The sequence below is a fragment of the Hungatella sp. genome (assembly GCF_046966825.1).
Genome location: NZ_JBKVCZ010000056.1, coordinates 1 through 15,769 on the forward strand (window position 1 = coordinate 1; position 15,769 = coordinate 15,769).

Here is a 15,769-nt window from a genome sequence, read left to right on the forward strand (position 1 = left end):
GCATATTCTGGTAATACTCTATGATTCTGGATAGCAGGAGTCTCTGATACAGCGGCTGGAGCCGCCCATCCTCCATGGCATCCTCCAGCATCCCCGCCTCCTTCTCATCTGCAATGCCCCTCTTTAAGATCTCGTCGCAGGCCCGGAGTCTGAGCATCGGATGATCGGGATACAGTTCAAAGCAGCGCGCCTCTAACTCCGGCTTATCCATCACCGGCGTTTTCTCATAAGGAACCGTACTGTAACGGTTTCCAAAGGCATCCTGGAACAACAGGATGCTGTGCTCGGAAAACAGCGGCACGTACGCTACGCCGTCGTCCAGAAGAAATGCGTCCTCCTCCAGCAGCTCCTCGTAGCAGACAATTACATACTTCATCTTAAGGTTCCTGCACTCCACGCGGTAAGAACGCAGAATAGAGGGCAGTACCTTAGCCATAGGAAGGTCAATGACATCCTTGTAGATCATGTGTTCGTAAATAACGGCCAGATTACTTCCGATCCTCGATTCGAACAGTTGTTCTGTGGCGAATTTTTCGATATCCCGCTCGTACACCTCATACAGCGGATCGGATTCCTTTAAGTAAACCAGCACATTTTTATAGAGCAGCGCCCTGCTGTGGCGGTCCAGCTCGCTACCACCGTAGGAAAAATAGAGGAGCACTTCCTTGGGAAGCAGGTAGCAGTAATCCTTTGGAAGCGCGTACAGATAATACTCGTAAAGCCGTGTCAGGCTGATTCCTTCTTTGATCCCCTTCTCATACCACTTAAATGCCTCCGCACTCCTGCTCTCTCCCCGGATCAGTATGGAACAGACCGCTTCCAGTATTTCCTTTCCGGGATACTTCTCATACAGGCGTCCCAGCGCCCTGTAGTGAAGGCGGTTAAAATGCCTGGATGTCAGCGTAAGCCTCGCCGCAGCCAGCGCAAATTTCTCTCCCGCAGCGCCGTATCTGGCGCCGAAGGACAGTACCTGCAGCTCAAACGGGCCGATACTCCGGATCAGATCCGGCTCTTCGGAAAGCAGCCTGCAGGCATGCAGATAGAGAAACGGGCTTCTCATGCCCGCTTCAAACTGGCGCCTCATCATGGATATGGCTCCGCCCGGATTCTCATTAAGCCGGCGGTCCAGCCTTAAAAGGATCAGAAACAGATTATGAAGGTCCGGATTTTCCTCCAGATATTTTCTCAGCAGACGAACCAGCGATTCCTTCTGGTATTCATCCGGCTGTAGTATCAGCCTCAGATACTGATAGTAGCAGTAAAGCTCCAGCTTCTCCTGCCGCTCCGCCAGGATCTTCTCCCGGCATTCATCCAGCAGCAGCGCCGCCTGGCTCGTCCTGTCGTCTGAAAGGTATATCTCGGCCCTTAAAAGCTTAATCGCCTCCTGCTGCCCCTTCATCTCCTCGATCTCATCCAGCGCCCGCAGCATCTGATTATGGGGAAAGTCCCCCTCTCCTGCGTTCGGCGGATTGTGAAAAAAGTCCCCATTATCTGCCTCTTTCTGTAAACGCAGGTGCAGATACGTCGCCACCGCTTCCTTCGTATAGGCGTCCTCCGCGGAAATACCGCCGCCCGGGTTCACCATCGCGGTCACCGGAACAACGAAGCGCTCTTCGATTCCGGTAATGATAATGCGTCCCTGATTCAGGCCCTGATGCATCCGCCTCGGATGGATGCGGTAGACGATCTCGCAGGTGTCGTCGTTAAAATCCTGGTCTCCGATGTTTCTCACCGGAATCTCTATAAAATCGCAGTCGGCCGTAACCTCAAGGCTTACGTAACCCCAACCGCTTCTGGTTATCGTAATACATTCCTGGATCACTCCGTCCAGTTGGTCAAACCGCCGCTCGCTCTCGTCCGCAGTCAGCTTTACAGGCCCCTTGACACCGAGTCCGGTCAGGAATTCCTCCAGCTCCTTCTTCCTGTCCGGTCTTCCTTTTAAACCACCGTAAAGGGCCCTCACATGCAAATCCTTCATGAAGGGGGCCTCGAAAAAATCTCTATATTCAAATAAGCGAAGCGCTGTCTCATAGTCGTTCTTCGCTGTTCCGGCGAAATCCTCCGCCGTCTTTAAATCGCTCAATGCTTTCCCTGACGTACTCAGTTCCACACGAAAAGAATAAGGGACTTCTCTTTCTCCGCCATTGGTAACCAGATAGAAAGCTCCCTTAATCATATCTCCGTCTTCCAGAAAACCGGTATTCACCTCATAGACCAGATGGTTATAGGTGCCGCCAAACGCCCCATTAAGAAGCCTCACGCGGAAATTGGAAGAATATGCAAGTCCTTTTATATGCAGATTATTCTCACTGGTAACGACAAGTTCCCGCCTCGTGGCCCCGCCGGAACGCACCACGTCGTCAATTCCTTTCGGAGTGACCTTGATCACAGGAACCTCCGAATCGATGATGCCTTTAGCCAGCCTGTTGATTCGTTCTCTCATAGTACCACCTGTATCTTATGTTCTTCAGCCTGACAGCTGTTGTCTTTCAGTTTAATTACTATATTCTATCATATTTTCTATTGATTTAAAACCCTAAAATTGGTATGATAAAATAAAAACTGATAGAAGAAGGACAAGAATCATGACAACGAATGAAAAAGCTTTATTATTGCATGAAAAATGGAACGGCAAGCTGGAAACTATTTCCAAAGCCGAAGTAAAAAGCAGGGAAGATTTGGCCCTCGCCTATACTCCCGGCGTTGCCGAGCCGTGTAAGGTCATCGCTGCCGAACCGGAAGCCGCTTATAAATATACAATCAAATCCAACACGATCGCGGTTGTTTCCGACGGCAGCGCTGTTCTTGGTCTCGGCAATATCGGTCCTCTGGCCGCCATGCCCGTTATGGAAGGAAAGGCCGTGCTCTTCAAGGAATTCGGCGGTGTCAACGCATTTCCAATCTGCCTGGATACCCAGGATACAGAAGAGATCATAAAAACAGTTGTCAATATCGCTCCTGCTTTCGGCGGAATCAATTTAGAGGATATTTCCGCACCCAGATGTTTTGAGATCGAGGAACGCTTAAAAGAGCTGCTTCCCATCCCGGTCTTCCACGATGACCAGCACGGAACCGCCATCGTCGTTCTGGCAGGAATCATCAATGCATTAAAGGTGACCGGCAAGAAGAAGGAAAACTGCCGGGTCGTCGTAAACGGAGCCGGTTCCGCCGGTATCGCCATCACGAAGCTTCTCTTAACCTACGGATTTTTGCACATCACCATGTGTGACCGCGCCGGAATCTTAAAGAAGGGTATGGACGGCTTAAACTGGATGCAGGAAAAGATGGTGGAAGTGACCAACTTAGAAGGCGCAGACGGCAGTCTGGCTGACGCCATGAAGGGCGCAGATATCTTTGTCGGCGTATCCGCACCGGGAATTGTCACAAAAGAGATGGCCGCGTCCATGAACACGGATGCGATCCTGTTCGCCATGGCAAACCCGGTTCCTGAGATTATGCCTGACGTTGCAAAAGAGGCCGGAGCGAAAATTATCGGCACCGGCAGGTCTGATTTCCCCAATCAGGTCAATAATGTAGTTGTATTCCCGGGCATCTTTAAGGGTGCTTTAGAGGGACGCGCCACTGCGATCACTGAAGAGATGAAGCTGGCTGCCGCCACCGCGATCGCAGGGCTGGTGGATGAATCCATACTGGATGAAAACCATATTCTGCCGGAGGCATTTGATCCCCGTGTGGCCGATGTGGTCAGCCGTGCAGTGAAAGATCATATACAAAAGTAAGAATCAATCTATGGAGGGTGTCCTATGTTGTCAGAACCCATGACGCTTTATAAATTAATGATTTTGTATATGCTGAAGCAGGTCAATTTTCCCCTTACCAGTGCGCAGCTGTCAAATTTTTTCCTGGAGCATGAATACACCACGTATTTCACGCTGAATCAGGCATTAAACGAACTTCTGGAGGCCAAGCTCCTCCATGTGGAGACCAACCACAACAGCAGCCGCTACGAGATCACGCGGGAGGGAGAAGAAACCCTTTCGTTCTTCGGCAACAAGATATCCTCTGCCATCATTGAAGACATCGATGAATATTTGAAAGAGAACAAGTTCCGCCTCCGCAACGAGGTGGGCGTGACCGCGGATTTCTACAAATCCACCAACCAGGATTTCATCGTTCACTGTGAGGTGCGTGAGGGTAAGAGCTGTCTGATCGATTTGGAGCTCGCCGTCCCCGACAAGGACCAGGCGGAAATCATGTGTGACCACTGGAAGGCCAAGAGCCAGGAAATCTACGCATTTGCCATGAAGGCTCTCATGAGCGACTAAAAAGGCGATTATAAAGGGGGAATTCCCATGCAGATCAAAAAACAGAAATCATTGATTCAGGAAATCAGAGATGAGTATCAGGCAGAAGTGAAAAAGCTGAAACGGAAGAAATTTCTTTTGAAGGCAAAGCTACTGCTGACCATTATCCTTCCCGTCTTTATCATCCTGCTTTCGGTGAAGGTTATCAAAACCTTTGTGCGTATCAAGGTCAGAGATATCTTTTCCAAAAAGCCAAGAGATTCGAAGGGCAGGGAGAACGTGCAGGTCTCTAAGAGCCAGGGACAGGGGCAGACACAGGAACAGACACAGGAACAAACGCCTCCGGAACCGGAGCCGTTAAAACCAGCCGTTCCGGTTCCGGCAGTTATGACGCCGGTAGAAAAAGAAATTATAACGCCGGTTCCTGTGATGACGGAATCTGTCACTGTATCTGAATAAAGTCATACAAAAATGGTATAAGGGGCATTGGGGATTGGAAATATCCACATACTCCTTATACCATTTTCAGATTACCATTTTTAATGCATCTCTTTTGTATGTCTATGTATTTTATTTCAATCCACATTCTGAGTTCAGAATACAAAACCCAGAATGACATAGTAGCTATGCTGCCATTTTAGTAAAAGGATGATATTGCACTGATACAGGGAATTCCGGTAGTACCTGAAATACCAGCTCGTGCGCCTTTATCGTCTGAGCAAAATACATATAACTGTATATGATCCTGATTTTGAAGAACTTGCTGCATTAGGTAAGTTTTAATCTCGCCCAGATTGTTGCCATATCCTACTGTCATATCACAATTGGCAATCTCTATCATAAAATAGTCGATTGGCATTTTGATGTACAGTTCAAGGCTCATGTAAAATCTCCTGTAAAAATCTTTGTCAAACAAATCACAGGCATTTTTTAAGTATGAAAGATACAGGGAAACAGCACTCTTTCCATAATTCTGATATAGTAGCATAATGAGAGAATAATCTGCTCATGGCAGATAAATTGATACTCCGGTAATTCCAACATTCTATCGATCAATCTGTTTTCATCATCTTTTCGGGTTATATGGAGTTTAGAAATGTAATCTGTATCCAATAAAGCAAACCTTGTCTTTTGCATATTCGCTATCTCCTGGCAGCTTCATATCTGTGCAAAATCTTACAGAGAGTTTCCTGATCTGATACGGTTCTCTTGTCAGACAGTAAATCATATTCTGAATTTTGATCCATTAGCTGCTTAAGGCTCCCAAACCTGAGAATCTCCGGGGTACGTCTTTGCCATCTTTCAGCATCAGGTTCATAGCTGACCGCTTTTCTCAGTACTTCCTTTTTCACATTTAAAAATTCATAAACAGTATCCGTATTTATATATACTTCTTCATAAAGCCGCAGTAAAATTGCTTTATATGGAACTGAAAAAATTGCCATTAATCTGATCATATCGCCCAACACCTGACCGGATTTGGGAATTCCATAAATCTGCATTTGTTCATACAAAGCATTGGAAGGAACAAGAAGTAATCCGGCGAACGCATTCGCTTCCAGATCTTCTTTACATTTTACGTCTTCATCCATAACAGCCGCATTTAAAATAGAGCCCTTTCTTAAAACACTTCCGTTTTTTTCTCTAAAAAACACCAATCTTCCTTTCTGTACGCATGTAAGTGCACAAAAATCATCATCTTTTGTAGGAAACCGAAAAAGATCCAAGTCTTCCTGTTTTTTTCGTGCGTAATTAGTCAACACTGAGAAAATATCATCCTGTATAATATTATTTCCATTGTACAGGCTATTGAACTGTATGACAGCTTGGAACAGTTCCTGGAACTTCTTTTGATCATTCATATAAAGGCTATTATCTAAAACATTCCCCATTAAAGTTCAGTCCACTCCTCTCTCATCATCTTGCCGTTTTCTCTGATCTTATCATGAAAAAGGATCAATTCAATCAAAATATCTATATCCTGTATGGACTGCTTTGCTTCCCGGGTTTTTACCTGCCCCATAAAAAGCATGGAACACATTCATCTCTTCATAATCCTGTGGAATTGATGTCAGTGCTTCCATACTGGTACCACAATATTCGGATATCTGCCGCATTTCTGCCGCATTAATGGTGCGAAATAAAATAAAAGCCCCGCAAAATCACCAGACTTTGCAGGGCTTCCAACACAAACCTTCCATATGAACTTTTATACCGTTTCGGCTATCCGAATTTCCTCCGCCTACCCCTGCATAAACCGGTTCAAAAACTCCCTGGTCGAGTTCTTCTGCGGGTTTCCGAAGATATCCGCCGGAGCGCCCTCTTCCTCGATCACCCCGCCCGCCATATAGACGACGTGGTTCGATACGTCGCGGGCAAACGCCATCTCGTGGGTGACGATAATCATGGTCAATCCCTCGTTTGCGAGCGTCCTCATGACGGCAAGCACCTCGCCCACCATCTGTGGGTCCAAAGCGGACGTCGGTTCGTCAAACAACAGAATCTCCGGTTCCATGGCGAGCGCCCTGGCGATTGCCACACGCTGCTTCTGGCCGCCGGACAGCTGCCTCGGCTTTGCATTGATATAGGGGGCCATTCCCACCTTCTCCAGATAAAGCATGGCCTTACGCTTTGCTTCTTCCTTGTCCTTCTTTAAAACCTTGATCTGGCCGACCATACAGTTGTCAAGCACCGTCATGTTATTAAAGAGGTTGAAGTTCTGGAACACCATACCCACGCGCGTACGGTAGGATGCGGCGTTCATCTTTCTGTCCGTGATGTCCTTATCGTGATACAGGATCTCTCCCGTAGTCGGTGTCTCCAGAAGGTTGACACAGCGCAGCAGTGTAGATTTACCGGAACCGGAGGCGCCTATGATGCACGTTACATCGCCCTCAGCCACAGAGAAATCGATATCCCGGAGAACCACGTTCGTACCGAACGTCTTGCTTAAATGATGGATTTCCAGTACTGTATTTCCTGCCATAATTACTTATCCTCCTTCTCGTTTGGATCTGGGAATTTCACCAGGCCGCTGGTATAGGCAAGCGTATCCGTGGTAGCGAGATCGTAGCTGTCCGGACCGTCCATCTTCTTCTCCCAGTGCCGCAGAATTCTGGAGCAGGTGAAGGTAAGGATAAAGTAAATCACCATCGTAATGGTAAATGCCTCAAAATACGTATAGTAAGCGCCAGCCACGCCCTTCGTCGCATAGAACAGCTCTACGACGCCGATCACGGAAAGCACGGAAGAATCCTTGATGTTAATGATTAAGTTATTGCCGATCTGAGGCATGATGTTGCGCAGCGCCTGAGGCATGATAACATTGACCATAGTCTGGATATGATTCATACCGATGGCTTTCGCGCCCTCTGTCTGTCCCGGATCGATGGAAAGGATGCCGCCGCGCACCGTCTCCGCCATGTAAGCACCAGTATTAATGGATATAATAAAGTAAGCGGCAAACGTCTGGGACATGTTAAAACCAAACAGAACGGAAGATCCATAGTAAATAAACATGGCCTGAACCATCATGGGCGTTCCGCGGAATACTTCCACGTAGATATTTAAGATCAGCTTGATAAGTCCCAGAACTCCCCTTTTAACAGGATTATCCTTCTTATCCACCGGTATTGTCTGGACGATTCCGACCGCGAACCCGATGATACAGCCGATCAGTGTACCGACAAGGGCGATCGCCATAGTCTTTCCGGCGCCGTTTAAAAATGATACTCCGTATTTCTGCAGGATAAATAGAATCCTTCCAAAAAAATCTGACGGCAGCGACATAAGATTACCTCCAATTTAATTGAAACAGAACAAGCGGCACGGAATGAAACTGCCCTGTCCCGTGCCTGCATGCCCTGCCGATTTCTGTAATGTAAGATTATTCTGATAATGGCTGAACGGAAATCGCCTCTTCCATCATCTTATTATAATCATCTTTTGTCATCGTAGCCAATACACTGTTGATAGCGTCCTTTAACTCTGTATTCCCCTTCTTTAAGGAAATACCGATGTTGATATCTTCATCCGATACCTGGAACTCGCCGTCCGTGCCCGTGAAATCAAGCAGCTTGAAATCCGGATACGCAATGAGTGCAGCCTGTCCGGTAGGCTTGTCTGTCACAACCAGATCACATCTGCCGGAGTTTAAAGCTACCAGCATGGCCGGTGCAGACTCCTGTGCCGGCTGAATGTTGCCATCCGGGATCTGCGGCAGGCAGTTGTCGTACCAGATTGTGTTTAACTGAGAGGTAGCGGTGGCGCCTGCAAGGTCTGCAACGCTGGCCGCGTTCTCATACTTTCCGCCTGTCTTTACCAGAGTTACGATCGTCGCGTAGTAATACGGCTCCGTAAAATCTACAGACTGAAGGCGCTCAGCGGTAATGGACTGTCCCGCAATGACACAGTCAACCTTTCCCGACTGTACAGCCGGTACCAGGGAATCCCAGTCCAGCTTAACGATCTCCAACTTATAGCCGAGCGTATCAGCGATCTTTTTCGCCATCATAACGTCATAGCCGTACGCAAAATCGGAGCCTCCCGAAATCGCGACAGCGCCGTTGGCATCCGTAGGCTGGGTCCAGTTATACGGCGCGTAGCTGCACTCCATCGCAACCTTCAATACCTTCTCTCCGCCTCCATTCGCCTCTGCTCCGGCGGCCGGCGTACTCTCTGCCGCATTCTTGCTCCCACACGCAGTCAGCGCCGATACGGCTAAAACCACCGCAAGGCAGGCTGCTGCCAAACTCTTTCCTGTTTTTTTCATAACTTTTTCTCCTCTGCACTATCTCATAAATAGGTTCATTATAAAAAGATTTTGTCTCCTTGTCAAGACTCTCCCATCATTTCCTCGATCAGAGCCCATATTTCATCTCTTCCCTGTTTCGTTTCAGCGGAAAATGGGATAACCGTCACATCCTGGCCGATTCCCAGTCCCTGACGAACCATCTTCATATGCTTCTGCACCTGGCTCCGGTTGATCTTGTCCAGCTTCGTCGCAATGATAACCGGCTGATATCCGTTGTACACGATCCAGTCGTACATGGTCTTGTCGTTGACGGATGGCTCATGGCGGATGTCGATGAGCAGGAACACACGCTTCAGCATGGGAGACTGGTGGAGATAGTTTTCAATCATCTTCCCCCATTTGGCCTTTACCTCCTGAGCTACCTTTGCGTAGCCGTAGCCCGGTAAATCCACGTAATAAAGGGCATCGTTGATATTGTAGAAATTGATGGTCTGGGTCTTGCCCGGCTGGGAAGACGTGCGCGCGTACGCCTTGCGGTTCATCAGCGCGTTAATCAGCGACGACTTCCCCACATTGGACTTCCCTGCAAATGCAAACTCCGGCTTCGTATTGTCCGGCAGCTTACTGGTAATTCCGCACACGGTCTCCAGCTCTACTGTTTTGATTATCATATGGCTTCCTTTCTATTCGCTTACAAGGGCTTCCTTCAGCACGTCTGCCATATCCTTCACAAAAATGATGGTCAGCCCCTTCGTGATCTCCTTCGACAGCTCCGCAATGTCGGGCCTGTTCTTATCCGGCACGAGAACTCTCTTCATATGTGCCATCCTGGCAGCCAGAATCTTCTCCTTTAAGCCGCCGATCGGAAGCGCCCTTCCGCGCAGTGTGATCTCTCCCGTCATGGCCAGCTTCGCATCCACCTTTCTTCCCGTGACAGCCGACAGCATGGCGGTCGCCATGGTAATGCCTGCCGACGGACCATCCTTCGGAACTGCTCCCTCCGGAATATGGAGGTGGATATCGTGTTTTTCAAAGTAATCGTCCGCCACGCCGTACTCCGGGCAGATGGAACGGATATAGCTTAATGCCGTCTGGGCCGATTCCTTCATCACATCGCCCATCTGGCCTGTCATCTGCATCGTTCCCTTGCCGGGCATAACGTTGACCTCGATCTGCAGAGTGTCTCCGCCTACGCTGGTCCACGCCAGTCCTCTGACGATTCCCACCTGATCTTCCTCATTGACGTCCTCGAAGGTGATTTTCTCCTTGCCCAGATACTTTTCCAGCCCATTTTCCGTAATCCTGATGGCCTTCTTCTTATCTTCCAGGAACTCTCTGGCGGCCTTCCGGCAGATATCCCCGATCCGGCGCTCCAGATTTCTCACTCCGGCTTCCCTGGTATAATTATGGATAATCTTCTCAAGAGCCTTGTCAGTAATGGAAACCTGTTCTTCCGTCAGACCGTTCCGCTCCAGCTGCTTTCTTACCAGATAGTTTTTCGCAATATGGAACTTTTCATTCTCCGTATAGCTGTTTACTTCAATCACTTCCATACGGTCAAGCAGCGGTCCCGGTATGGTCTGCGTCGTATTCGCCGTGGCGATAAAAAGCACATTGGACAAATCGATGGGGAGTTCCACATAGTGGTCACGGAACTTCACATTCTGTTCGCTGTCCAGCACCTCCAGCAGCGCGGAGGAAGTATCTCCCTTATAGTCGCTGCTCACCTTGTCGATCTCATCCAGAAGCATCAGCGGATTGCTGACTCCGGCCTGCCGCATGGCTTCCACGATGCGGCCCGGCATGGCGCCGACGTATGTCTTTCTGTGGCCACGGACCTCCGCCTCGTCGTGGATTCCGCCAAGGCTGATGCGGACGTACTGCTTGTTCAGCGCCCTGGCCACGGAGCGCGCAATGGACGTCTTACCGGTTCCCGGAGGTCCCACAAGGCAGATAATCGGGCTCGTTCCTTTCTTCGTCAGAACACGGACGGCCAGGTACTCCAGGATTCTCTCCTTTACCTTTTCCAGCCCATAGTGATCCGAGTTTAAAATCTCCTCGGCATGCGATATGTTATTATTGTCCTTCGACACCTTTTTCCACGGAAGATCCAGCACTGTCTCCAGATACATGCGGAGCACGTTGGCCTCCTGGCTTCCGCCCGGCATGGCCTTGAACCGTTCGATCTCTCTGTGAATCTTGTCCTTCGTCTCCTTGTCCGCCTTTAAAGCCTTAAGCTGCTTCTCATACTCGTCGGCATCGGACAGCGGGTTGTCCTCCCCCAGCTCCTCACGGATCACCTTCAGCTGCTCCCGCAGGATATAGTCCTTCTGATTCTTATCCACATTCTCCTTGACACGTCCCTGGATCTCCCGTTTTACACGGGTAATCTCGATCTCGGTCAGAAGATTTCTCATGACGGTCTCATAACGCTCTTCCAGAAGTACACACTCCAGAACCTTCTGGCGGTTCTTGTAGTCCCATGGAAGCTGGATCGCAATCTGATCCAAAAGCTCGCCTAGATCCGTAACCATCATCAGGTTCGGGAAGACCTCCTTCAGCATCCGGGGATTCTCCTTGCCGTATTCCTCCAGCTTTTCTTTCAGAATTCGCACCATGGCCTGTCTCGTGACGTAGTCCAGGGAATCCTCCGACTCTGTTAAGGTTCCGATCTCACCGACAAGCATAGGGTCCTCGCTGTCCAGTCCCAAAAGCTCCACGCGCTCCTGTCCCTCGACCATGACGCGAACCACGTTATTCGGAATCTTCACCAGCTGCTTGATCAGTGCCACACAGCCCACCTGGTGAAGCTCGTCGACTCCCGGATCGGCCTCCTCACTGTTCTTCTGAGTGACGAGACAGACTCTCTGGTCTCCGATCATCGCCTTCTCCACAGCCGCGATGGACTTGCTGCGGCTGATGTCGAAATGTATCATCATTTTAGGAAGGACAGTCATGCCACGCAAAGCAATGACCGGCATCGTTATTGTCTTATCTTCCATATTTCTCTCCTTTGCATCCCGACAGGACAGATGGATCCATCTAGTACAGCATTGCGTAAGTTTCAGTGAATTATGTGCTTGATATTTGCGTCAGGGGCGCGTCCGCGAAGCGACGGCGTAGTGGATCCTACGTCTAGCTTCGTGGGCGTGGTCCTGGCGTGAATAGCGAGTGCAGAATTCACCGGAACTTATGCAACGCTGTACTAGCTTACTGCACGCGGAAATAAGGAAAGGTGCTGCAGCAGTTCTTCCTGCTGTAACACCTTTCCGAACTTTCTCTGGATCCTATGCAATCTCGCCTGTCTTATCTTTTCTCAGTTTCTGGGCCAGGGATTTTCTGGGCACCGTCGTATCTCTGTAGATGATCTCCGGTTCTCCCTCTTTATTCACAACAGCCTTGGTGATCGTACAGATACCGATGTTGCTGTCGGATGGAATCTCATACATGATATCCATCATAACGCTTTCCATAATGGAACGCAGGCCTCTGGCTCCCGTCTTTCTCTCCACTGCCAGCTCCGCAATCCTTTCGACTGCTTCCTCGGTCAGCTCCAGTTTTACATCGTCCAGCTCAAACAGCTTCTGATACTGCTTGATCAGGGCGTTTCTCGGTTCTGTCAGAATCTTTACCAGCGCTGCCTTGTCGAGAAGCTCTAATGACACGGTAACCGGCACACGGCCGATAAATTCCGGAATCAGACCGAATTTTACGAGATCCTGCGGAAGTACTTTCTTCAACAGGTCGTCAATATCGGTTCTGTTCTTATCCACGATCTCGGCGTTAAAGCCGATGGAGCCCGCGCTTAAACGGCTCTCGATGATCTTTTCGAGCCCGTCGAAGGCACCGCCGCAGATGAACAGAATGTTGGTGGTATCGATCTGAAGAAGCTCCTGATGAGGATGCTTTCTTCCGCCTTGAGGCGGCACGCTGGCGACCGTTCCCTCCAGAATCTTTAAGAGTGCCTGCTGCACCCCTTCACCGGACACGTCTCTCGTGATGGACACGTTTTCGGATTTTTTCGTAATCTTGTCAATCTCATCGATATAGATAATGCCGTACTCAGCCCTGCTGATATCGTAATCCGCGGACTGAATCAGCTTGAGCAGAATGTTCTCCACATCCTCGCCCACATATCCCGCCTCGGTAAGCGCCGTGGCGTCCGCAATGGCAAACGGTACGTTGAGCACCTTTGCGAGCGTCTGTGCCAGATACGTCTTACCGGAACCGGTCGGTCCCAGCATCAGGATATTACTCTTCTGTACATCCACATCCATGTTTCGTCTGGATGTGATTCTCTTATAGTGATTATAGACCGCTACGGACAATACCTTTTTGGCACTATCCTGCCCGATGACGTAGTCATCCAGAAATGACTTGATCTCCTTCGGCTTCATTAAGTTGATGTCGCTGAAATCAGGTCCTTCTTCTTCATGACTGTCGAACTCTTCTTCTAATATCTCCGCGCAGAGATCAATACACTCGTCACAGATATAGACATTATTGGAACCGGCAATCAGCTTCTTTACCTGGTCCTGCGTTTTCCCGCAAAAAGAGCATCGGATTTTGTCGTCTGTTCTGACCGGCATATACACACCTCATTCTTTCTCAATTAATCACTAACTTAATGCTCGTGGCTGTAGATAATTTCATCAATCAGACCGTAAGCCTTTGCTTCTTCGGCGTTCATGTAGTTATCGCGCTCTGTATCGCGTTCGATCACTTCATACGGCTGGCCTGTGTTTGCAGCCAGGATCTCGTTCAAACGCTTCTTGATCTTTAAAATGTTTTCCGCAACAATCCGGATCTCGGTCGCCTGTCCCTGTGCGCCGCCGGAAGGCTGATGAATCATGACCTCCGCATTCGGAAGAGCGAATCTCTTTCCCTTTGCACCGCCGGACAGTAAAAATGCACCCATGCTGGCCGCCATGCCCATACATACGGTGGAAACGTCACACTTGATATAGTTCATCGTATCGTAGATTGCCATACCCGCGGTTACAGAGCCGCCCGGGCTGTTGATGTAGAGGTTGATGTCCTTGTTAGGATCTTCCGCCTCCAGAAACAGAAGCTGGGCTACAACGATGCTCGCGGATACATCCGTCACTTCTTCACCCAGAAAAATGATTCTTTCTTTTAAGAGTCTTGAATAAATATCGTAAGAACGCTCGCCCTTACTCGTCGATTCAATAACATAAGGTACTAAACTCATATTGTTTCCTCCTCGTTGCGAATTCTGGTCTGCCAGTCTTATATTACGAAAGCCGAGCAGATTCCAAACATAGTCAGGAATCTCCCCGGTCTTCTAAACGTAATTATTTCAATCCGCATACTGCGGTTTGTAATTCACCCTCAGCATGACAAAGCTATTTATAACTACTCTGCCAGATTACTCAGACCGCTTTGACCCCCAATAGTGGGGATAAACCACTAATGACAGAAAATCCACATTAATTAAACTAACTTTGCCTCAGCAACCAGGAAATCAACTGCTTCCTGAACTGCCAGGTCTTCCTTCATCTGCTCGATGCCGTTCTCTCCCATGTATTCCTTGATCTGGGCAACTTCCATCTTGTAGGATTCAGCCATATCTGCGATCTCTTTCTCAACAGCTTCATCGGAAACCGTGATGTTTTCAGCTTTTACAATCGCCTCTAATACGAGTCTTGTCTGAATTCTCTTAACAGCCTGCGGCTTCATCTGCTCTTTTAATGTATCGATCGTCATGCCTGTGAACTGCATGTACTGCTCAAGGGAAAGGCCCTGGCTCTGCATTCTTCTTGCATAATCGTTTACCATGTTGTTTACCTGGCTTTCGATCATCGGCTCAGGAATGTCCATTGTGGCATTCTCCACTACCTTGTCAACAACATGATTCTCATTCTCTGTAGCGGCTTCTTTCTGCTTTGTTAAGGAAAGCTTGGCCTTTACATCGTTCTTGTACTCTTCGAGAGTCTCGAACTCGGAAACTTCTCCGGCAAACTCATCGTTTAACTCCGGAAGTTCTTTTCTCTTGATCTCCTTAACGGTTACCTTGAATACTGCTGGCTTACCGGCAAGTTCTTTTGCATGGTATTCCTCCGGGAAGGTTACGTTTACTTCGCACTCTTCGCCGATGTTCTTACCGATTAACTGCTCTTCGAATGTATCGATGAAGGAATGGGAACCAATAGTTAAAGGATAATCCTCGCCCTTTCCGCCTTCAAACGGAGTCCCGTCTACAAATCCTTCGAAATCAACAACCGTCTGGTCTCCGTCTTCTACTGCTCTGTCCTCTACGGTGATCAGTCTGGAGTTCTGCTCCTGAACCTTCTTAAGCTCTGCTTCGATGTCCTCGTCGCTCACTTCAGCGGATGCCTTCTCTACTTCGATTCCTTTGTACTCGCCGAGAGTCACTTCCGGCTTAACAGCTACGGTAGCTGTATAGATTAATTCTTTCCCTTTTTCAACCTGTACAACGTCGATTTCAGGTCTGGATACAACGTCCAGTTCACTCTCTGTTACGGCATCGCCGTATGTTGCGTCGAGTGCTTCGTTGATGGCATCCTCATATAATACCTCTACGCCGTACATCTTCTCTACCATGGCCTGAGGAGCTTTTCCTTTTCTGAAGCCAGGTATGTTGAATCTGCTCTTATTCTTATTAAAAGCCGTGGTGAGCGCTTTTTCAAACTGTTCAGCTGGTACCTCTACGGTTAATTTTGCCATGTTCTTTTCTAATTTCTCTACTTGTAAACTCATTCTATGGGTT

At 48.7% G+C, this 15,769-nt stretch carries 14 protein-coding genes; 3 read left to right on the top strand and 11 right to left on the bottom strand.

The annotated features are described in order from the left end of the window. Positions 1 to 2,443 (bottom strand): DUF5717 family protein (locus ACLTD4_RS17450; RefSeq protein WP_412331444.1); only part of this gene is annotated, 2,443 nt, incomplete at its 3' end. A gap of 142 nt (positions 2,444 to 2,585) precedes the next feature. On the opposite strand from ACLTD4_RS17450, the gene ACLTD4_RS17455 reads away from it, so the two are divergent. The 3 genes from ACLTD4_RS17455 to ACLTD4_RS17465 are packed head-to-tail and all read left to right on the top strand — an operon-like array spanning position 2,586 to position 4,724. After that, a complete protein-coding gene (locus tag ACLTD4_RS17455; RefSeq protein ID WP_117621646.1) occupies positions 2,586 to 3,740 on the top strand; it encodes an NADP-dependent malic enzyme in 1,155 nt (384 codons plus the stop codon). A 24-nt stretch (positions 3,741 to 3,764) separates the two neighbouring features. Further along, a complete protein-coding gene (locus tag ACLTD4_RS17460) occupies positions 3,765 to 4,286 on the top strand; it encodes a DUF4364 family protein (protein ID WP_002603550.1) in 522 nt (173 codons plus the stop codon). A gap of 27 nt (positions 4,287 to 4,313) precedes the next feature. After that, complete coding sequence (locus tag ACLTD4_RS17465) at positions 4,314 to 4,724, top strand: glycoside hydrolase family 23 (protein WP_117621645.1); 411 nt, start codon at positions 4,314 to 4,316, stop codon at positions 4,722 to 4,724. 178 nt (positions 4,725 to 4,902) lie between these two features. On the opposite strand, the gene ACLTD4_RS17470 is transcribed toward ACLTD4_RS17465, so the two are convergent. The 10 genes from ACLTD4_RS17470 to tig all read right to left on the bottom strand — a co-directional run bounded on the left by ACLTD4_RS17470 (position 4,903) and on the right by tig (position 15,759). After that, positions 4,903 to 5,148: a hypothetical protein gene (locus ACLTD4_RS17470; protein ID WP_002603548.1), complete on the bottom strand. Its 246-nt coding sequence runs from the start codon at positions 5,146 to 5,148 to the stop codon at positions 4,903 to 4,905. A 259-nt stretch (positions 5,149 to 5,407) separates the two neighbouring features. After that, positions 5,408 to 6,157, bottom strand: coding sequence for an ImmA/IrrE family metallo-endopeptidase (locus ACLTD4_RS17475; protein WP_117621644.1), 750 nt, complete (start codon positions 6,155 to 6,157; stop codon positions 5,408 to 5,410). A 350-nt stretch (positions 6,158 to 6,507) separates the two neighbouring features. Then, complete coding sequence (locus ACLTD4_RS17480; RefSeq protein ID WP_002603545.1) at positions 6,508 to 7,251, bottom strand: amino acid ABC transporter ATP-binding protein; 744 nt, start codon at positions 7,249 to 7,251, stop codon at positions 6,508 to 6,510. Between the two features lie 2 nt (positions 7,252 to 7,253). After that, the gene (locus ACLTD4_RS17485) at positions 7,254 to 8,048 is read right to left on the bottom strand and encodes an amino acid ABC transporter permease (RefSeq protein ID WP_172683640.1); all 795 of its coding nucleotides are present in this window, start codon (positions 8,046 to 8,048) and stop codon (positions 7,254 to 7,256) included. Between the two features lie 103 nt (positions 8,049 to 8,151). Further along, complete coding sequence (locus ACLTD4_RS17490; protein ID WP_117621643.1) at positions 8,152 to 9,036, bottom strand: transporter substrate-binding domain-containing protein; 885 nt, start codon at positions 9,034 to 9,036, stop codon at positions 8,152 to 8,154. Between the two features lie 62 nt (positions 9,037 to 9,098). Further along, on the bottom strand, positions 9,099 to 9,689 hold the full coding sequence (gene yihA / locus ACLTD4_RS17495; RefSeq protein WP_055657158.1) for a ribosome biogenesis GTP-binding protein YihA/YsxC: 591 nt from the start codon (positions 9,687 to 9,689) through the stop codon (positions 9,099 to 9,101). A gap of 12 nt (positions 9,690 to 9,701) precedes the next feature. Continuing rightward, positions 9,702 to 12,020, bottom strand: coding sequence for an endopeptidase La (gene lon / locus ACLTD4_RS17500; protein WP_117621642.1), 2,319 nt, complete (start codon positions 12,018 to 12,020; stop codon positions 9,702 to 9,704). A gap of 285 nt (positions 12,021 to 12,305) precedes the next feature. After that, positions 12,306 to 13,607, bottom strand: coding sequence for an ATP-dependent Clp protease ATP-binding subunit ClpX (clpX, locus tag ACLTD4_RS17505; protein ID WP_025530433.1), 1,302 nt, complete (start codon positions 13,605 to 13,607; stop codon positions 12,306 to 12,308). A gap of 35 nt (positions 13,608 to 13,642) precedes the next feature. Next, positions 13,643 to 14,266, bottom strand: coding sequence for an ATP-dependent Clp endopeptidase proteolytic subunit ClpP (gene clpP, locus ACLTD4_RS17510; RefSeq protein ID WP_277958358.1), 624 nt, complete (start codon positions 14,264 to 14,266; stop codon positions 13,643 to 13,645). A 206-nt stretch (positions 14,267 to 14,472) separates the two neighbouring features. Continuing rightward, positions 14,473 to 15,759, bottom strand: coding sequence for a trigger factor (tig, locus tag ACLTD4_RS17515; RefSeq protein WP_117621641.1), 1,287 nt, complete (start codon positions 15,757 to 15,759; stop codon positions 14,473 to 14,475). Between the last annotated feature and the right edge of the window lie 10 nt (positions 15,760 to 15,769).

Excerpts from the sequence above, each read along its gene's own strand:
- yihA (WP_055657158.1), bottom strand. The coding sequence starts at position 9,689 with ATGATAATCAAAACAGTAGAGCTGGAGACCGTGTGCGGAATTACCAGT.
- ACLTD4_RS17475 (WP_117621644.1), bottom strand. The coding sequence starts at position 6,157 with ATGGGGAATGTTTTAGATAATAGCCTTTATATGAATGATCAAAAGAAG.
- ACLTD4_RS17490 (WP_117621643.1), bottom strand. The coding sequence starts at position 9,036 with ATGAAAAAAACAGGAAAGAGTTTGGCAGCAGCCTGCCTTGCGGTGGTT.
- ACLTD4_RS17480 (WP_002603545.1), bottom strand. The coding sequence starts at position 7,251 with ATGGCAGGAAATACAGTACTGGAAATCCATCATTTAAGCAAGACGTTC.
- ACLTD4_RS17470 (WP_002603548.1), bottom strand. The coding sequence starts at position 5,148 with ATGAGCCTTGAACTGTACATCAAAATGCCAATCGACTATTTTATGATA.
- ACLTD4_RS17465 (WP_117621645.1), top strand. The coding sequence starts at position 4,314 with ATGCAGATCAAAAAACAGAAATCATTGATTCAGGAAATCAGAGATGAG.
- clpX (WP_025530433.1), bottom strand. The coding sequence starts at position 13,607 with ATGCCGGTCAGAACAGACGACAAAATCCGATGCTCTTTTTGCGGGAAA.
- tig (WP_117621641.1), bottom strand. The coding sequence starts at position 15,759 with ATGAGTTTACAAGTAGAGAAATTAGAAAAGAACATGGCAAAATTAACC.
- ACLTD4_RS17460 (WP_002603550.1), top strand. The coding sequence starts at position 3,765 with ATGTTGTCAGAACCCATGACGCTTTATAAATTAATGATTTTGTATATG.
- lon (WP_117621642.1), bottom strand. The coding sequence starts at position 12,020 with ATGGAAGATAAGACAATAACGATGCCGGTCATTGCTTTGCGTGGCATG.
- ACLTD4_RS17455 (WP_117621646.1), top strand. The coding sequence starts at position 2,586 with ATGACAACGAATGAAAAAGCTTTATTATTGCATGAAAAATGGAACGGC.